Source organism: Paenibacillus sp. J31R109 (genome assembly GCF_059692055.1).
Map to the genome: position 1 here is coordinate 668,974 of NZ_JCAUAR010000001.1, position 18,310 is coordinate 687,283.

Genomic DNA, 18,310 nt, shown 5'->3' on the forward strand with positions numbered 1-18,310 from the left:
TTGTGATTAAAGAGTGGGGAAACCCACTCTTTACATTTTGATATAGGACTTTTCCGGATACGACAAGGAGAAGTCAATTTAGGAGGTACACATATCTGTGGCTACACAAGAGCAAATCAAATCCATCATTGAGGACATGCTGAAGGATTTTGTTGAACAAAATGGGTTTGAAATCGTGGATATTGAATATGTCAAAGAAGGCAGCAATTGGTTCCTTCGTGTTTATGCTGACAAAGAAGGCGGAATTGATATAGATGATTGCGGCCGCATCAGTGAATTTTTAAGTGTTCAATTGGATGAGAAAGATCCGATAACTGATGCTTATTTCTTGGAAGTTTCTTCACCTGGAGCGGAACGTCCGCTCAAGAAAACTCAAGATTATTATAAAGCCGTAAATAGTCACGTATTTGTTACCACGTATGAGCCTATCGACGGTTCTAAGGAATTTGAAGGGTTGTTGCAGTCTTATGACGAGGAAGTTCTCGTGATTGAGATTGGTAAAAAGAAAATCAGCATTCCGGTTTCTAAAGTAGCTAGCGCACGTCTCGCTATCGTATTTTAGAAATCGTTACTTATTGAAGGGGGGGACTCAGTTCAAATGAACACGGATTTTATTGAAGCGCTGTCGGAAATTGAACGAGAGAAGGGTATCTCCAAGGAGCTACTCATTGATGCTATTGAAGCGGCGATGATTTCAAGTTATAAACGTAATTTCAACACAGCACAGAATGTGCGTGTAGATATCAATCGACATACGGGTCTTATCAAAGTTTATGCACGGAAGACCGTTACAGAGGAAGTATTGGATCCAAGATTGGAAATTTCTGTTCATGCATCGCGTGAAATTAATCCGAACTACCAATTGGACGATATTGTTGAAATTGAAGTAACGCCTCGTGATTTTGGACGTATTGCAGCACAAACGGCTAAACAGGTCGTAACGCAACGAATCCGCGAAGCCGAGCGTGGCTTAATTTATAATGCTTTTATCGATAAAGAAGAAGATATCGTAACAGGTATCCTACAACGTCAAGATCAACGTAATATTTATGTTGACTTGGGTAAAGTAGAAGCAGTTCTTCCACTTACAGAGCTTATGCCAACGGATAAGTTCAAACAAGGTGATCGCATTAAAGCATATATTACGAAGGTTGAGAACACAACAAAGGGTCCTCAAATTATTTTATCAAGAACTCATCCTGGTTTGTTGAAGCGTCTATTTGAGCTTGAAGTTCCTGAGATTTTTGATGGCGTCGTTGAGATTCGTTCCGTAGCACGTGAAGCAGGCTTCCGTTCGAAGATTGCTGTTCATTCCCGTAATCCTGAGGTAGATCCTGTCGGTTCTTGCGTAGGTCCCAAAGGTTTGCGTGTTCAAACTATCGTAACGGAATTGCGCGGAGAGAAAATCGATATCGTTCGTTGGATGGAGAGCGTGGAAGAGTACGTAGCGAATGCGCTAAGTCCTTCTAAGGTGCTTGAAGTTCAAATTCATGAAAATGAAAAAATGGCGCGAGTCATTGTACCTGATTATCAACTTTCATTGGCAATTGGAATCAAAGGGCAGAATGCCCGTCTAGCTGCCAAGTTGACTGGTTGGAAAATCGATATCAAGAGCGAAACACAAGCAGAACAAGAATTTGGTAGAGTGAAAACTTACTCGGAAGAGATGCACCAAGATTCGATTAGCATCGATTAAGTTGTTGTTAGGAAACAAGGGGTGATCGGAATGAAGCAGAGAAAAATCCCTCTGAGAAAATGCGTTGCCTGTCAGGAAATGATGCCGAAGAGGGACTTGATCCGCGTCGTCAAAACGCCTGAAGATGACATTCTCATTGATCTCAAGGGGAAGAAGTCTGGGCGCGGTGCCTACCTGTGCGGTAAAGTTTCTTGTTTTAAATTGGCAAAGAAAAGCAAAGCCCTGGATAGAGCTCTGAAGCATGCAGTAGGCGCAGACATTTATGACCAACTGGAACAAGATTTCATTCGTGTAGAAGATGAATTCCTTTCTTCGAAAGAGGAGGAATCTGAAGATGAATCCTAAATTTTATTCACAATTGGGTTTAGCGATGAGAGCCGGGAAACTCGTAACGGGTGATGAAGGTGTTTTCAAAGCCATTCGCGCAGGTGAGGCCAAGCTTGTAATCATGTCAGAAGACGCTTCAGCTAATACACGTAAGAAATTTCAAGATAAATGCCTATTTTATGGGGTTAAACTCATGGAAGTCGGTACGAAGTATGAATTGGGCCGCAGCATTGGGAAAGAAATGCGTGTCACCATAGGTGTATTGGACGGAGGCTTCGCGCAGATGCTGCAGAAGAGTCAAGAAAATCCTGCGGAGGTGAAACATATTGACCAATAAACAAGATAATAAAGACAAGACACGCGTGTACGAATACGCGAAACAGCTCAATATGAGCAGCAAAGAAATTATCACCATTCTCAAACGATTAAATATACCTGTTAACAACCATATGAGTGTTATGGAGAATGATGCAGTTAGCAGTGTGGAAAAGTTTTTTAGAGATATCAAAGCAAATGCGGCTGCCAAACGAGCAGCTACGGACGGAGGAAATGTGAGTTCATCTACGACGAATCAGAATCCTGCATCGCAGGCTCCAGCACAAGAGAATAAAGGTGCAGTAACTCCGGCAGCTAAGCCAGTTACTAATGAGCAACAATCCACTAGTCAACCGACTACATCAACTGGAGCAACGACTCCTCAACAAGGTCAGTCTACACAAAATACGTCAAGTCGCCTACCACAGTCTCGCCCAAGTGGTCAAGGAAGCAACTATCAAGGAAATCGTCCTAATAATAGCCAAGGCGGACAACGCACGGGCTATCAAGGTTCTAACCCAAATGGCGGACGCCCTAGCGGTCAAGGTTCCAGCCAAGGCGGACAACACACAGGCTACCAAGGTTCTAATCCAAACGGTTCCCGTCCTGCAGGTCAAGGTTCCAGCCAAGGTGGACAGCGCACAGGTGGTTACCAAGGTTCTAACCCAGGCGGACAACGTCCAGCGGGTGGAAGCAACAGTGGCGGATACAATAGTTCTCGTCCAGCTAGCCAAGGCTACAGCAGCCAAGGCCAAGGTCAAGGCGGAGCACCACGTTCGAATAGTAACTATGCTGGTTCACGTCCTAGTCAAGGCGCAGGCGGTCCTGGTGCAAGCAGTGGGCAAAGTGCGAATAGCGGACGTCCGCAATCCAGTCCAAATCGTAGTGCTGGTCCTAATCGCCAGTCCAAACCATTCGAGAACCGCAACAATAACCAAAGTGGAAGACCGGTTGTTCAAGAAGCGAAACCGCAATTCCATGTTGGGGCTACAGCGGCTGAGTTGGATGATGCAGCAGCTAAAGCTGGCGTTATCACAACGAAGAAATCCAAACCAACGCCAAAACGTTTTGATGATAACAGATCTGGTGGTAATCGCGGTCCTGGCGGCAACAACAGAGGCAACCAACGCGGCAACAACAGAGGTCGTTACCAACAAGATATGGTTAAGAAAGAAAAAGTGGATAACACACCTAAGAAGATCATCGTTCGTGGCAATATGACGGTTGGTGAAACTGCCAAATTGCTTCACAAGGACGCTTCTGAAGTGATTAAGAAACTTTTATTCCTTGGAACAATGGCGACAATCAACCAAGAGCTTGATTTGGAAACGATCCAATTGATCGCGACTGAATTTGGTGTTGAAGTTGAAATCAAGATTAAAGTCGAAGAAGATAACTTCGAAACCTTCGAAGAAATCGATGACGAGGCGGACTTGCTTGAGCGTCCACCAGTTGTTACTATTATGGGGCACGTTGACCATGGTAAAACAACATTGCTTGATGCTATTCGTAAAACAAGTGTTACGGAAGGCGAAGCAGGCGGAATCACGCAACATATCGGTGCTTATCAAGTTGAAGTTAATCATAAGAAAATTACGTTCTTGGATACACCAGGTCACGAAGCGTTTACTACAATGCGTGCCCGCGGTGCTCAAGTTACGGATATTACAATTATCGTTGTTGCGGCAGATGACGGTGTAATGCCTCAAACGGTAGAAGCGATTAGTCATGCTAAAGCTGCTGGCGTACCGATCATTGTTGCTGTTAACAAGATTGATAAAGAAGGCGCGAATCCGGATCAAATCAAGCAAGCTCTTACGGCTTACGAGTTAGTGCCGGAAGAGTGGGGCGGCGATACGATTTTCTGCGAAATTTCCGCAAAACAACGTATTGGTCTAGAAAACCTACTTGAAATGATCTTGTTGGTTGCTGAAGTACAAGAGTACAAAGCGAACCCTAACAAGCGTGCTAGAGCGACTGTTATTGAAGCTGAGTTGGATAAAGGAAGAGGCCCTGTGGCTCGAATTCTGATTCAACATGGTACTTTGAAAGTTGGAGATAGCTTCGTTGCCGGTGTTTGCTTCGGTCGTGTACGTGCAATTGTTAATGACAAAGGTAAACGTTTAAAAGAAGCAGGTCCTTCAACGCCGGTAGAAATTACAGGTCTGACTGAAGTTCCACAAGCAGGGGATCCGTTCCTAGCTTACGAAGATGAGCGAAAAGCAAGAGACATCGCGGACCGTCGTGCGATCGCACTTCGTCAATCTGAGATGACGGCTAATTCACGTGTAACACTTGAAGATCTCTTTAAACATATTAAAGATGGTGAAGTGAAAGATCTGAATGTTATCATCAAGGGTGACGTTCAAGGTTCTGTAGAAGCACTGAAAAGCTCTCTTGAGAAGATTGAAGTTGAGGGTGTTCGCGTTAAGATTCTTCATAACGGCGTAGGTGCTGTAACAGAATCGGATATCATTCTGGCTTCTGCTTCCAATGCGATTATCATCGGATTTAACGTTCGTCCTGAACCAGCTGCGAAAGCAACAGCTGATCAAGAGAAAGTAGATATCCGTCTGCATAACATCATTTACAACGTAATTGAAGAGATCGAGCAAGCTATGAAAGGCATGTTGGATCCAATATTTAAAGAGGTTGTTCTTGGTCAAGCTGAAGTTCGTAATGTGTTCAAAATTACAGGTTCAGGAACGATTGCAGGATGTTACGTAACTTCAGGTAAAATTGCCCGTAATGCACAAACTCGTTTGGTTCGTAGCGGAATTGTGGTTCATGAAGGCAAAATTGATTCCTTGAAACGATTCAAGGATGATCAAAAAGAAGTTGCACAAGGCTATGAATGTGGTATATCTCTTGAGCGTTATCATGATATTAAAGAGGGCGACATCATTGAAGCCTTTATCATGGAGTCCGTTGAGAGGTGATTATAAATGGCTAGAGTTCGTGTAGGTCGAGTTGGCGAACAAATTAAGAAAGAGTTAAGTCAGATCATTCAAGCAGAGCTGAAAGATCCTCGTATTGGTTTCATGACCGTTACAGGTGTTGAAGTGACGAATGATTTGTCCCTGGCGCGCGTTTATTTAAGCGTGATGGGAACTGAAGAAGAGAAAGCTGCTACGCTTAAGGCGCTTTCTGTAGCTTCAGGATATATTCGTTCTGAACTGGGCAAGCGAATTCGTTTGCGTAAAGTTCCAGAGCTTCAGTTCAAATTTGATGCTTCTATTGACTATGGTAGTCATATTGACCAGTTGTTGTATAAGCTCAATCAGGAAGGAAATACAAACGTATGAACATCGGAATGAACCATGCCACCGAATACTGTCAGCAGCTGGCAGCAGCAGCTGCATTTATCGAGCAGCATGATGATTTCTTGGTTGTATCTCACATCCAGCCGGATGGAGATGCAGCCAGTTCAACGTATGCAACGGGTTGGATTTTAAGACAGCTTGGGAAGTCATTCACTATGATCAATGAGGGCGCAATGCCCTCCAAATTTTCTTATTTAGCAGGTAGTAAGCAAATACTTGATTATAGTGAACAGGCACCCAATCGACTTTACCAAACCATCATAAGTGTTGATTGTGCTGATTTCTCCAGAATGGGTAGGATCAGCACTCTTTTTGATGAGCAGGTAAACCTGCTCAATATTGATCATCATCCTACCAATGATGAATTTGGTTCCTGTCATCTAATTAAGCATGACGCCGCGGCTACCGTTCAGATTCTGTTTGATTTAGCGTTACATATGAAGCTGCAACCAGACATTTTGTTCGGAGAATGCATCTATACGGGCTTGTTAACGGATACGGGTGGCTTCCGATATTCAAACACCTCATCCGAGGTTATGAAGATTGGGGCTTCTATGTTGGAGTTAGGAGTCAAGGGTGCTGAAATTGCTGAGCATGTGCTTGAACGAATGACGTATGCGCAAATTGTTCTGCTTCAGAAAGCACTGTCCACACTTTCCTTTGCTTATGATCGGAAATTGGCTTGGCTCGCTGTCTCGCTTGAAGACCTAGAGTTAACAGGTGCTTCTAGCGATGATTTGGATGGATTGGTGAATTATCCACGTAATGTGGAGGGTGTCGAAGTGGGCATGTTGATTAAAGAGAAGGCAGCAGGTGTCATCAAAGTAAGCCTACGCTCTTCTGGATTAGTCGATGTTGCTGCTATCGCTCAATCACTTGGTGGTGGAGGACATGTTAGGGCTTCAGGATGTACCATTCATGGTACGCTAGATGAAGCAATTGCTAGAATGGTTCAGGAAGTAGGAGACAAGCTGAAATGACGTTAGAAGGTATTTTGCCTGTTTGGAAACCTGCGGGCTTTACATCTCATGATGTTGTCGCCAAAGTAAGAAGAATTCTTAGTATTAAAAGAATTGGTCATACGGGTACACTTGATCCGCAAGTAATAGGTGTTCTGCCACTATGCATTGGTCGAGCGACACGCATGGTTGAGTATATTCAAGAGCTGCCTAAGGAATATGAAGCGGTTTTACGTATTGGTTTATCTACGGATACCGAAGATATGACGGGCGAAGTCATAGAAGAAGTTTCTCATGTTTCACTTGAAGAGCATCAAGTACGAGAAGTGCTTGCATCCTTCGTAGGAGATATCGAGCAAATTCCTCCCATGTTCTCTGCGGTCAAAATAGATGGGAAACGTCTTTACGAATTGGCCAGAGAAGGTAAGGAAGTTGAACGAAAAGCAAGGAAAGCCACGATCTATGAACTAGAAATTTTAGCGATTAACTTGGATCAGAAGCATCCGGAAATTCGTTTTCGTGCCGTGTGCTCCAAAGGTACTTACATCCGAACGCTGTGTGTTGATATTGGCAAAGCACTCGGATACCCCGCAGTAATGGAAAGTTTGATACGCACGTCAACAGGAAACATCCGTAAAGAACAGTGTTTAACCTTTGAGCAAATTGTTCAAATGAAAGAAGACGGCTCTTTGCAGCAACATATGATTCCGATGGACATCGCCATCTCACATATTCCCTCTATTGCGCTTACTGATCAAGAAACAGTTCATTCATTACAAGGAAAGAAAATAGCTCTAGCTGCGAATCGAGTGGCTCATGCAGATGCATCTCAAACCATATTTCGGGCCTATTCACCAGATGAACGATTTTTGGGTCTGTTTGAATGGGAAAGCACTAGCCATGTCTTGGTCCCGGCCAAAGTTTTTCTTTAATCATATCGTCGCGGGACGGGTTGAAATGGGTAGGTGAACGAACTTATATGCAAATAATACCAATATCATATCCGATGGATTCGGATCGGTTGGCCCAGATTGTAGGCAAACAAGTGGTGGCTATAGGTGACTTTGATGGTGTACATTTAGGACACCAAGAGGTAATAGGACGGGCTATGCTTACGGCCAAGAATCTTGGACTAAATTCGGCGATCATGACCTTCTATCCTCATCCTAGAGCGGTAATGGGGCAAGATAAATATGTGGAGTCATTGACTCCCACGAAGAAGAAGATGGAGATCTTTGAAAGTATGGGCATCAATCATGCTTACATCGTAACGTTTGATGCATCGCTCATGCGATTATCCCCTGAACAATTCGTGGATCAAGTCCTAGACCGGCTTGGTGTAGATAGCGTCATTTGTGGTTTTGACTTTACTTTTGGTTTCCAGGGTAAAGGTACGCCGGATTCACTCTGCGAGTTGAGTCACGGTAAATTCTCTGTTGAAGTGGTGAGACCTTTTCATATGAATGGTGAAAAAGTAAGCAGTACACGTATTCGAGAAGCTTTGAAACTCGGCGAAATGGACACCGTAACAAGGCTGTTAGGACGTCCTTATAGTCTAAGTGGAACAGTAGTTGATGGTGCAAAAAGAGGGAGAACGCTAGGATTTCCTACAGCTAATCTCCAATTGGAAGAGCCGTATGTCAGTCCTGTCAACGGTGTTTATGCGATTAAAGCAACCGTTCGTGGGGAAGTTTATCAAGGAGTCATGAATATTGGTGTGAAACCAACATTCGAGACAGGGGAACTCAAACCATCGTTTGAGGCGCATTTATTTGAATTTTCCGAGCAAATATATGGAGAAACCGTTATGGTTGAGCTTATTGCTTTTCTTCGACCAGAGCGTAAATTCACTTCATTAGAAGATTTGGTTGCTCAAATAAAACTTGATGCAGCAGAAGCGAAACGTAAATTGACCTTAGAGGCGTAATCTTACATTTACTTCTACCAGTCAATTGTGATATACTGAATAACGTTGTCGAATGGACGTGTTCATTTGGCATGAACCTTAGCTTGGATTGACGTTTTCATCGGCGCTTTCTAGGCTAGCGGGGATACTATACGAGAATTTAGGAGATGAATTGATCATGGCAATTACGCAAGAGCGCAAAACGCAACTGATTCAAACACACAAAGTACACGATACCGACACAGGTTCACCTGAGGTACAAGTAGCAATCCTTACAGAAAACATTGTTAACCTTACAGACCACCTTCGTACACACAAGAAAGATCACCACTCCCGTCGTGGCTTGCTTAAAATGGTTGGACAACGTCGTAAGTTGCTAGCATATGTTAAAAACAAAGATGTAAGCCGCTATAGTGCTTTGATTGCAAAGCTTGGTTTGCGTCGATAAAACCGACAATGAGAAGCAACCTGTTGCTCCTTTGCTAGGCTTGATAAAGCTCTGGCAGAGAGCAGCAAAAGGTTGCTTTTTCTTGTATTTTTAAAACGGGAAAAGAAGGAAATACTAGACATAACGCAGAAATAGAGGATAACTCCAAAGCTTGTCTATTTTACATACATACGGAGTAGATTCGGATTGGTCTCTGGATTTTATGATTGATTTCTGTACATGTTTATCAACACATATTTTCAAATTTAAACCATGCCTTAGGAGGATTTTATGGAGACAAGGGTACAAATGGAACTTGGCGGTAAGCCGTTCATTCTTGAAACAGGCCGACTAGCCAAACAAGCCAATGCAGCAGTAACTGTTCGTTATGGCGATACGGTTGTGCTTAGCACAGTAACGGCTTCCAGCGGACCGAAAGATTTAGATTTCTTTCCGTTAACAGTGAATTATGAAGAAAGATTATACGCGGTTGGTAAAATTCCTGGAGGATTTATTAAGCGTGAAGGACGTCCAAGTGAGAAAGCTATTCTTGCAAGTCGTTTGACTGACCGTCCAATTCGTCCTCTTTTCCCAGAAGGTTTTCGTAATGATGTTCAAATCGTGTCTATCGTGATGAGCGTTGATCAAGAATGTCCGCCAGAGATGGCAGCTATGATCGGTACATCCGCAGCACTTGCTATTTCCGATGTTCCTTTTAACGGACCTGTTGGAGGCGTAATTGTTGGTCGTGTTGATGGGCAATTCGTAATTAATCCTACGGGCGAAGTAGCAGAGAAGAGCGATCTTCACCTAACTGTTGCTGGAACCAAAGATGCGATTATGATGGTTGAAGCAGGCGCGAAAGAAGTTTCAGAAGAAGTTGTGCTTGAAGCGATTATGTTCGGTCACGACGAAATCCGTAAGATTGTTGCAACGATTGAAGATTTGGTTGAGCAAGTTGGTAAACCAAAAATGGAAGTTAAACTTCATGCAGTCGATGCGGAAGTGAATAGCGCGGTGCGTGAATTTGCTCAAGCGAGATTAGTCGATGCGATCAAAATTGCTGAAAAGCATGCTAGACAAGAAGCTATCGATGTTGTCAATGCAGATGCAGTTGCACATTTCACTGAGTTGTATGTAGAAACACCAGGTCTTTTGGGTGACGTAAAAGAAACGCTTTATGATATCGTGAAAGAGGAAGTTCGTCGCTTAATCACGCATGATAAAGTAAGACCGGATGGACGTAAACCTGAAGAGATTCGTCCAATCGAGTGCGATGTAAACCTATTGCCGCGTACACACGGCTCTGGATTATTTACACGTGGACAAACTCAAGCACTTAGTATTTGTACATTAGGTGCATTAGGTGATGTTCAAATTTTGGATGGTTTGGATTTGACTGAAACGAAACGTTTCATGCATCACTACAACTTCCCACCGTTCAGCGTTGGGGAAGCTAGACCTTTGCGTCCTCCAGGCCGTCGTGAAATTGGACATGGTGCCTTAGGTGAGCGAGCTATCGAGCCAATCATCCCGAACGAAGTAGAGTTCCCTTACACAATTCGTCTCGTATCAGAAGTGCTGGAATCGAATGGTTCAACTTCTCAAGCGAGTATTTGTGCAAGTGTACTTGCCCTTATGGATGCAGGTGTACCAATTAAAGCTCCAGTAGCAGGTATCGCAATGGGTCTTATCAAAGACGGCGATCATTTCTCCATCTTGTCCGATATTCAAGGAATGGAAGATCACTTAGGCGATATGGACTTTAAAGTTGCAGGTACAGCAGAAGGTATCACAGCACTACAAATGGATATCAAAATCGATGGCATCGACCGTAACATCTTGCAACAATCGTTACAACAAGCCAAAGAAGGCCGTTTGCACATTTTAGGCAAAATGGTATCCCGTATCTCTACACCAAACAAATCGCTATCTCAATATGCGCCTAAAATCCTTACTATGAACATTAACCCGGACAAAATCCGTGATGTTATTGGAGCTGGCGGTAAAATCATCAACAAAATTATTGAGGAAACTGGCGTGAAAATCGACATTGAGCAAGACGGCCGCGTATTCATCGCATCGTCCAATCAAGAAATGAACGAGAAAGCTCGTTCCATTATTGAAGGGATTGTTCGTGAAGTTATCGTCGGTGAAACTTACCTAGGTACTGTGAAACGCGTAGAGAAATTCGGCGCATTCGTAGAGATTCTACCTGGTAAAGAAGGTCTAGTGCACATTTCACAAATTTCGACTGAGCGTGTTGCGAAAGTTGAAGATGTTGTGAATGTCGGCGATCAAATTACGGTTAAAGTGACAGAAATTGATCAACAAGGAAGAGTTAATCTTTCGCGCAAAGCAACGTTAACTTCACAGGTCTCTGCACAAAGCTAGAGATTCGTCAGAGGACGTTTCATTCATAAGTTCAGGATAAAGAGTCAGATCTATCTGTCTCTTTTTTGCTTTTCATTGAACCGAGGACAGGCAGGGGTTCTACTCTTGTCCCCATCTTCATACAATCAGGAGATGAAGAAAGGGGACCTGTGTATGCTCCACAAAAAATGGCTATGGCTTGGGAGTTTTTTTGCTATGGTTCTAATAAGTGTGAATTCGATCCCAAGTGTTGGAACCTATATAGTAAGTGTAAAAGAGAATCAAACACGTTTGATTACTAAGAACAATATGGCAACAGAGGAAGTACGTCCAGTTGTCGCATCAGTTAATAAATCTACTTTATTAGAAACGATAAGCAAAGAAGCAGAGAATCGTAAAATCGCACCCATTAATGCAAAAGTAGATTCGGTGTGGAAAGCGATCCCTGGTTATAATGGGATTGAGGTGGATATCGAAGAGACACTGAAGTTAGCAGAGCATCAATTGACACCAAATCAAATTAATTATGTAATGAAGGAAGTAGAGCCAAGTATACAATTAGGTGATCTTGCACCTAATCCGGTGTATAAAGGCAATCCTAAGAAACCAATGGTTTCATTTATGATTAATGTCGCATGGGGCAATGAGTTTCTGCCAAGCATGTTAGATTCGCTGCGCAAAGAAAATGTTCATGCGACGTTCTTCTTTGATGGCTCTTGGTTAAAGAAGAATACAGAGATGGCGAAACGCATTCAGAGTGAAGGCCACGAGATATCAAACCATGCATACTCGCATAAGGACATGCGTACGATTTCGCGGAGCAAAGCAGTAGAAGAAATTTCGAAAACGGAAGATCTCTTGAAGCAACTCGGTGTTAAAAATACCTTATTTGCTCCACCTTCAGGTTATTTCAATCAAGAAACTGTTCAGGTAGCTTCTGAATTCAAGCTGCAGACGGTGCTGTGGACTTTTGATACGATTGATTGGAAGAACCCAGGAGCTACACGTATCCTCGAACGGTTATCGACCAATGTTGAACCCGGCACTCTCATTCTGATGCATCCTACCGTATCGTCGCGGGATGCGTTACCAGGTATGATTAGCCTGATAAAGAAAAAAGGCCTAGCTGTTGGCACAGTTTCTGACTTACTTTCCTCAAAAAGGATTACAGGACAAGGACAAATCATGAAATAGTCAGGTTTACCTGACGCTAATTTGAGTATAAGGTACATTTTTGTTAGACTGAGGAAGTATAATAGGAGAATTGGACTTTTAGGTGTACCATTTCGAGGAGGAACCTTGGTGATCAAATATCGCTTACATAATGGCTTAAGAGTCGTCATGGAACAAATCCCCACATTTCGGTCAGTCACTTTCGGAATATGGGTGAAAACAGGCTCGCGTAACGAGTCGCAGACGAATAATGGTATTTCACATTTTATCGAACATATGTTGTTCAAAGGCACGGAGCGTCACTCGGCGAAAGATATCGCAGAGATTTTTGATGGTATTGGCGGAAATGTAAATGCGTTCACGTCCAAAGAGTATACCTGCTACTATGCGAAAGTATTGGATGAACATCTGCCATTAGCGATGGATGTACTGTCAGATATGTTTTTTAATTCAACCTTTGATGAGGGTGAGTTAGAGAAAGAGAAGAACGTGATTTATGAAGAAATTTCTATGTATGAAGATACGCCGGATGATCTCGTTCATGACTTGTTAGCAAAGGCTTCCTACGGCACTCATGCTTTGGGCTATACGATTCTGGGAACACAAGATAATCTGTCTCAAATGAAGTCAGACGATCTTCGTTCCTATCTCAAACAAAATTACAATACAGAGAACACTGTGTTAAGTATAGCTGGAAACATTGATGACAGTGTGAAGGAATTAATTGAAAAGCATTTCGGCGGTTTCTCACAATCAGGTGTTGAAACTAGTTATGACGCACCAGATTTCCTTAGCGAATTGATTTTCCATGCGAAGAAAACGGAACAAAATCATATTTGTTTGTCACTGCCTGGTTTGTCGCTTCAAGAGGATAATTTGTATCCGATGGTCCTATTGAATAATGCCATTGGTGGCGGCATGAGTTCCAGATTATTTCAAGAAATTCGGGAGAAACGTGGCTTAGCCTACTCCGTTTATTCGTATCATTCTTCTCATATCGATAGTGGGATGTTTACGATTTATACAGGGACGGCGCCTAAACAGACAGAAGAAGTATTGAAAGTAACTATGGAACTGCTACATGATATTGCTGTGAATGGTATGACGGATTCTGAACTGAAGAAGGGGAAAGAGCAGTTGAAAGGCAGCCTCATTCTTAGTTTGGAAAGCACGAGCAGCCGGATGAACCGTTTTGGTAAAAATGAATTGATGACAGGTAAGCACTACAGTCTAGATGAAATGATCCAGCGCATTGAAAGTGTGAATATGGACCATATTCGTCAATTGACGAAAACGTTGTTCTCCACACCATTTGCATTGTCGATGGTTGGGAATGCGGATGATGTCATCAGCGGCTTCAGGAGGGATCAGCTTGTCTCTCTTTGATTTTGAAGTGCAAGTGAAACGTATCGAAGGTCAAGAGGATATTCTCTTACCTCAAAAAATGTCCGAAGCGGCAAGCGGGTATGATTTGCACGCGGCGGTAAAAGAACCCGTTGTGCTTGCACCTGGTGAGCGCCAATTGATTCCGACTGGCTTCGCTCTCAGCATGCCTTCTGAGCTTGAAGCTCAGATTCGCCCGAGAAGCGGGTTAGCGTATAAACATGGCATAACAACACTCAATTCGCCGGGAACCATTGATGCTGATTATCGCGGTGAGGTGAAGGTGTTACTGATTAATCATGGTCAGGAGCCCTTTGTCATTAATCGCAATGAACGTATCGCTCAAATGGTATTCCAGCGTGTGCCCCAAATTCAAATGAACGAAGTTAGCGAGTTATCTGAAACAGTGCGTGGGTCTGGTGGTTTCGGCCATACAGGGCGTTAAGACTGTTACATAAATAGCAAGAATAAGAAGAACCTCTTCCTTGGAAGGGGTTCTTTCTTGTTTTCAGAGGACATAAAGACGGAAGTCACCCATCCTTAGGCGAACGCATACTATAACGTATCGAAACGGACCGAGGAAGGGGTGTAAGCAAGAATGCTTACTGGGATTTCGGTTGCTATTATGGGGGGAGACGCCCGGCAACTTGAAGTAATTCAGAAATTTACTGAGCTAGACGCTACCGTTATTTTACTCGGATTTGACAATCTCGGAAGGCAATTTCATGGCGTTACGAATGTGAAATTAGATCCGGAATTGTTTGGGCATGTGGATGCACTTATTTTGCCAGTTGTAGGTACGGATGAGACAGGACAAGTGGAATCGATTTTCTCCAGCGAGGAAATGATTCTGACGGATGAGCATATTTCTGCTTTGCCTAAGCATGCCAAAGTGTACACAGGTATGGCTAAAAGCTATTTGAAGAAGCTCGTTTCGGCACATGGCATTGAACTTGTAGAACTTTTAGATCGTGATGATATTGCCATTTATAACTCGATTCCAACTGCAGAGGGTGCGCTGATGATGGCCATCCAGAACACCGATATTACAATTCATGGATCTATGTGTATGGTTTTGGGTTTTGGTCGAACAGGGTTTACAATGGCCAAAACATTGCAGGGATTAGGGGCAACCGTCAAGGTTGGCGTCAGGAAGCCTGAGCACTATGCAAGGGCGTGGGAGATGGGTTTTCAGCCTTTTTATACGAAGGATCTGTACCCGGAAGTGGGGAATATTGACTTGCTTTTTAACACAATTCCGACTATGATAGTCACAGCGCAAGTTATTACCAATATCCCACATCGCGCGCTTATTATCGATTTAGCTTCAAGGCCTGGCGGAACGGATTTTCGTTTTGCCGAGAAGAGAGGTATTAAAGCGATGCTAGCGCCCGGTTTACCTGGAATCGTCGCCCCCAAAACAGCTGGCCGAATTATGGCTAACACGTTAAGTCAGCTGATCGAGGAAGACTTCAAAGACAGGAGCGATGTGGAATGAATTGGCAAGGGAAAACAGTCGGTTATGCATTAACCGGTTCTCACTGTACACTTGAAGAGGTTATGCCTCAAATTAAGAGATTTGTAGATGCGGGTGCTCGGGTTATTCCGATCGTATCGAATACGGTTATGACGACCGACACACGTTTTGGCAAATCAGCTGATTGGCAGCAAATGCTAAAGGATATTACAGGGCAAGAAATCATATCTACTATCGTAGATGCTGAACCGTTAGGTCCATCTAAGTTATTGGATGTCATGGTGATAGCGCCTTGTACCGGTAATACCACTAGTAAACTAGCAAATGCCATGACAGAAAGTCCAGTTCTTATGGCAGCCAAAGCACAAATGAGAAACTTGAGACCGCTCGTATTAGCGATTTCAACGAATGATGGTTTGGGTTTAAATGCAATGAATATTGCGAAGCTGTTGATTACGAAAAATATTTATTTTGTACCTTATGGTCAAGATGCTCCTGGAGCAAAACCAAATTCGTTGGTGGCTCGAATGGATCTGATTATGGAAGCTTGTGAAGCTGCGCTTGAAGGCAAACAGTTGCAGCCGATGATTATTGAGAGATTTCAATACTAACGGATAGATGACAACTTGAGGGGGAGAGACCAGCATATGTCCAACCAGAAACTTTTCAATGTTGCAGTCGTAGGCGCTACTGGCGCTGTAGGCGAGCAAATCATCCGTCTATTAGAAGCACGGAATTTCCCCATCAAGGAATTGAAATTACTTTCCTCCGCTCGGTCTGCGGGCGTAAAGTTGTCTTTTAAAGGTCAAGAAATCGTTGTGCAAGAAGCAACACCTGAAAGCTTTCAAGGCGTAGATATTGCTCTATTCAGCGCTGGTGGCGATGTCACCAAAGCGTTGGCTCCACATGCAGTTGAAGCGGGTGCTATTTGTATTGATAATACAAGTGCTTACCGGATGGACCCAGAGACGCCACTCGTAGTTCCTGAAGTAAATGTAGATAAAATCAATGAACATAAAGGGATTATTGCGAATCCAAACTGTTCCACGATCCAAATGGTGGCAGCGTTGAAGCCGCTTTATGACCGCTATGGAATTTCGCGTATTATTGTTTCTACGTACCAAGCGGTATCTGGTGCTGGCGCAAAAGCAATTAACGAAATGCTTAGACAATCCCAAGAAGTATTGTCAGGTAATCCGGCAAATCCGGACATTTTACCTGTAGGCTCCTTACCAGTCAAGCATCAAATTGCTTTCAATGCTATCCCGCAAATCGATAAATTCCTTGAAAATGGATTTACGAATGAAGAAATGAAAATGATTCTTGAAACAAAGAAAATTATGGGCGATGAGTCTATTGAAGTTACCGCCACATGCGTGCGTATTCCTGTTGTTTACGGGCATTCGGAATCCGTTTATGTAGAATTGAAAGAAGATTTTGATATTGAAGAAGTGAAGACACTGCTTGCGAATGCACCAGGTATTGTGCTTGTTGACAATCCAGCAGAGCAACAGTACCCGCTGGCTACAGACGCAGCAGGCAAGCTCGAAACTTTTGTAGGGCGTGTGCGCCGGGATTTGAGTAACCCCAAAGCGCTTAACATGTGGATTGTTTCAGATAATTTGTTAAAAGGTGCTGCTTGGAATGCGGTACAAATTGCTGAATATATTGCTATAGAGCAATAATAATCAGCCTACTGCTAACTTGTAGCAGTGAAAATGGGGGAAACTCATGCGAATTCTAGTCCAAAAATTTGGAGGTACTTCGCTTTCCACCGCACAAGCTAGAGAACACGTTATTGGACATATTCAAGACGCACTAATTCAACATTATAAACTAGTTGTTGTTGTATCTGCGATGGGAAGAAAAGGGGAACCTTATGCGACTGACACGCTCTTAGATCTTGTTCGTAAGAATGGAGAAGGGCTGCCGGCGAGGGAACTCGATATGTTGATGGGCTGCGGAGAATTAATTTCTGCAGTGCTTTTGTGTAGTTTATTGAACAAAACAGGAATCCGTTCTACCGTTTTGACGGGTGGGCAAGCAGGTCTTATTACGAATGAAAACCATGGTAATGCTCAGATTATCGCGATGAAGCCCAATCGGATCCTTGAATTATTAGAGCAAGACCAGGTTGTGATTGTCACAGGTTTCCAAGGAAAAACGAGTCAGGATGAGCTAACAACATTAGGCCGCGGTGGCAGTGATACATCAGCAACAGCACTTGGCGCTGCTTTAAAGGCAGAGATTGTTGATATCTTCACGGATGTTAATGGTATTTTGACAGCGGATCCAAGAATTGTTGATGATGCGAAGCCTCTACAGCGCGTAAGCTTTAGTGAGATATGCAACATGGCTCATAACGGTGCGAAAGTCATTCATCCTCGAGCAGTGGAAGTTGCCATGCAAGCGAATATCCCTATTCGTGTGAGGTCCACCTTCACTAAAGAAGAAGGAACGCTAGTTACTGCAACCGATACCACTTTAGCAGATAGTAACCATGTTAAAGATCGCTTTGTTACGGGGATAGCTCATTTCACGAATATTACACAGATTCAGGTTGCAGCTGTTGATGGCGAATTTGATCTTCAACTTCGTGTATTCAAAACGATGGCGCAGCATCAGATTAGTGTTGATTTTATTAATGTGAACCCCTCAGGCGTTGTATATACAGTCTTTGATCACGAAGCTGAACGTGCAGTTCATTTACTTAAAACGCAAGGCTACGAGCCCAAGTTTACGAGTGGTTGTGCGAAGGTTTCCGTGATTGGTGGCGGAATGAATGGTGTACCAGGCATTATGGCGCACATTGTTGAAGCGTTAACTGTGGAGGATATTCGGATTCTGCAATCTGCGGATTCGAACACCACCATTTGGGTGCTTGTTCAAGGTGTCGATATGATCAAATCGGTTCGAGCCCTTCATCGTAAATTTCATTTATTTAAATAATT

The 18,310-nt window shown here is 43.3% G+C and carries 18 protein-coding genes; all 18 read left to right on the forward strand.

All coding sequences use genetic code 11. The features are described 5' to 3' along the window. Nucleotides 1-97 precede the first annotated feature (97 nt). On the forward strand, nt 98-562 hold the full coding sequence (rimP, locus tag AC58QT_RS03040; RefSeq protein ID WP_497407620.1) for a ribosome maturation factor RimP: 465 nt from the start codon (nt 98-100) through the stop codon (nt 560-562). A 36-nt stretch (nt 563-598) separates the two neighbouring features. Beyond that, nucleotides 599-1,696 carry a transcription termination factor NusA gene (nusA, locus tag AC58QT_RS03045; protein WP_310500284.1) on the forward strand — a complete coding sequence of 366 codons (1,098 nt, stop codon included), beginning with the start codon at nt 599-601 and terminating at the stop codon, nt 1,694-1,696. A 30-nt stretch (nt 1,697-1,726) separates the two neighbouring features. Next, entirely contained in the window at nt 1,727-2,041 is a 315-nt protein-coding gene (rnpM, locus tag AC58QT_RS03050; protein ID WP_065853834.1) for an RNase P modulator RnpM, read from the forward strand. Beyond that, nucleotides 2,031-2,360 carry a L7Ae/L30e/S12e/Gadd45 family ribosomal protein gene (locus AC58QT_RS03055; protein ID WP_310500283.1) on the forward strand — a complete coding sequence of 110 codons (330 nt, stop codon included), beginning with the start codon at nt 2,031-2,033 and terminating at the stop codon, nt 2,358-2,360. The genes rnpM and AC58QT_RS03055 overlap by 11 nt, the downstream gene beginning before the upstream one ends. Further along, nucleotides 2,350-5,277 carry a translation initiation factor IF-2 gene (gene infB, locus AC58QT_RS03060; RefSeq protein WP_497407621.1) on the forward strand — a complete coding sequence of 976 codons (2,928 nt, stop codon included), beginning with the start codon at nt 2,350-2,352 and terminating at the stop codon, nt 5,275-5,277. The genes AC58QT_RS03055 and infB overlap by 11 nt, the downstream gene beginning before the upstream one ends. Before the next feature lie 6 nt (nt 5,278-5,283). Then, nucleotides 5,284-5,643: a 30S ribosome-binding factor RbfA gene (gene rbfA / locus AC58QT_RS03065; RefSeq protein ID WP_310500281.1), complete on the forward strand. Its 360-nt coding sequence runs from the start codon at nt 5,284-5,286 to the stop codon at nt 5,641-5,643. Continuing rightward, complete coding sequence (locus AC58QT_RS03070; protein WP_497407622.1) at nt 5,640-6,641, forward strand: DHH family phosphoesterase; 1,002 nt, start codon at nt 5,640-5,642, stop codon at nt 6,639-6,641. The genes rbfA and AC58QT_RS03070 overlap by 4 nt, the downstream gene beginning before the upstream one ends. After that, nucleotides 6,638-7,552 (forward strand): tRNA pseudouridine(55) synthase TruB, encoded by a 915-nt coding sequence (truB, locus tag AC58QT_RS03075; RefSeq protein WP_497407623.1) that lies wholly within the window; start codon nt 6,638-6,640, stop codon nt 7,550-7,552. Before AC58QT_RS03070 ends, truB begins: the two co-directional genes overlap by 4 nt. Before the next feature lie 47 nt (nt 7,553-7,599). Continuing rightward, nucleotides 7,600-8,547: a bifunctional riboflavin kinase/FAD synthetase gene (locus AC58QT_RS03080; protein ID WP_310500278.1), complete on the forward strand. Its 948-nt coding sequence runs from the start codon at nt 7,600-7,602 to the stop codon at nt 8,545-8,547. A 157-nt stretch (nt 8,548-8,704) separates the two neighbouring features. After that, nucleotides 8,705-8,974, forward strand: coding sequence for a 30S ribosomal protein S15 (rpsO, locus tag AC58QT_RS03085; RefSeq protein ID WP_028558319.1), 270 nt, complete (start codon nt 8,705-8,707; stop codon nt 8,972-8,974). A gap of 270 nt (nt 8,975-9,244) precedes the next feature. Next, nucleotides 9,245-11,347 carry a polyribonucleotide nucleotidyltransferase gene (locus AC58QT_RS03090; RefSeq protein WP_497407624.1) on the forward strand — a complete coding sequence of 701 codons (2,103 nt, stop codon included), beginning with the start codon at nt 9,245-9,247 and terminating at the stop codon, nt 11,345-11,347. Nucleotides 11,348-11,542: 195 nt separating this feature from the next. Continuing rightward, on the forward strand, nt 11,543-12,520 hold the full coding sequence (locus tag AC58QT_RS03095; RefSeq protein ID WP_497407625.1) for a polysaccharide deacetylase family protein: 978 nt from the start codon (nt 11,543-11,545) through the stop codon (nt 12,518-12,520). 108 nt (nt 12,521-12,628) lie between these two features. Further along, complete coding sequence (locus AC58QT_RS03100; RefSeq protein ID WP_497407626.1) at nt 12,629-13,885, forward strand: M16 family metallopeptidase; 1,257 nt, start codon at nt 12,629-12,631, stop codon at nt 13,883-13,885. After that, complete coding sequence (gene dut / locus AC58QT_RS03105; protein ID WP_497407627.1) at nt 13,872-14,327, forward strand: dUTP diphosphatase; 456 nt, start codon at nt 13,872-13,874, stop codon at nt 14,325-14,327. Before AC58QT_RS03100 ends, dut begins: the two co-directional genes overlap by 14 nt. Before the next feature lie 153 nt (nt 14,328-14,480). Next, entirely contained in the window at nt 14,481-15,380 is a 900-nt protein-coding gene (gene dpsA, locus AC58QT_RS03110; protein ID WP_310500273.1) for a dipicolinate synthase subunit DpsA, read from the forward strand. Further along, nucleotides 15,377-15,970, forward strand: coding sequence for a dipicolinate synthase subunit B (locus tag AC58QT_RS03115; RefSeq protein WP_310500272.1), 594 nt, complete (start codon nt 15,377-15,379; stop codon nt 15,968-15,970). Before dpsA ends, AC58QT_RS03115 begins: the two co-directional genes overlap by 4 nt. A gap of 36 nt (nt 15,971-16,006) precedes the next feature. Then, complete coding sequence (locus AC58QT_RS03120; protein WP_497407628.1) at nt 16,007-17,044, forward strand: aspartate-semialdehyde dehydrogenase; 1,038 nt, start codon at nt 16,007-16,009, stop codon at nt 17,042-17,044. A gap of 46 nt (nt 17,045-17,090) precedes the next feature. Continuing rightward, nucleotides 17,091-18,308 (forward strand): aspartate kinase, encoded by a 1,218-nt coding sequence (gene dapG, locus AC58QT_RS03125; protein WP_310500270.1) that lies wholly within the window; start codon nt 17,091-17,093, stop codon nt 18,306-18,308. Nucleotides 18,309-18,310 lie beyond the last annotated feature (2 nt).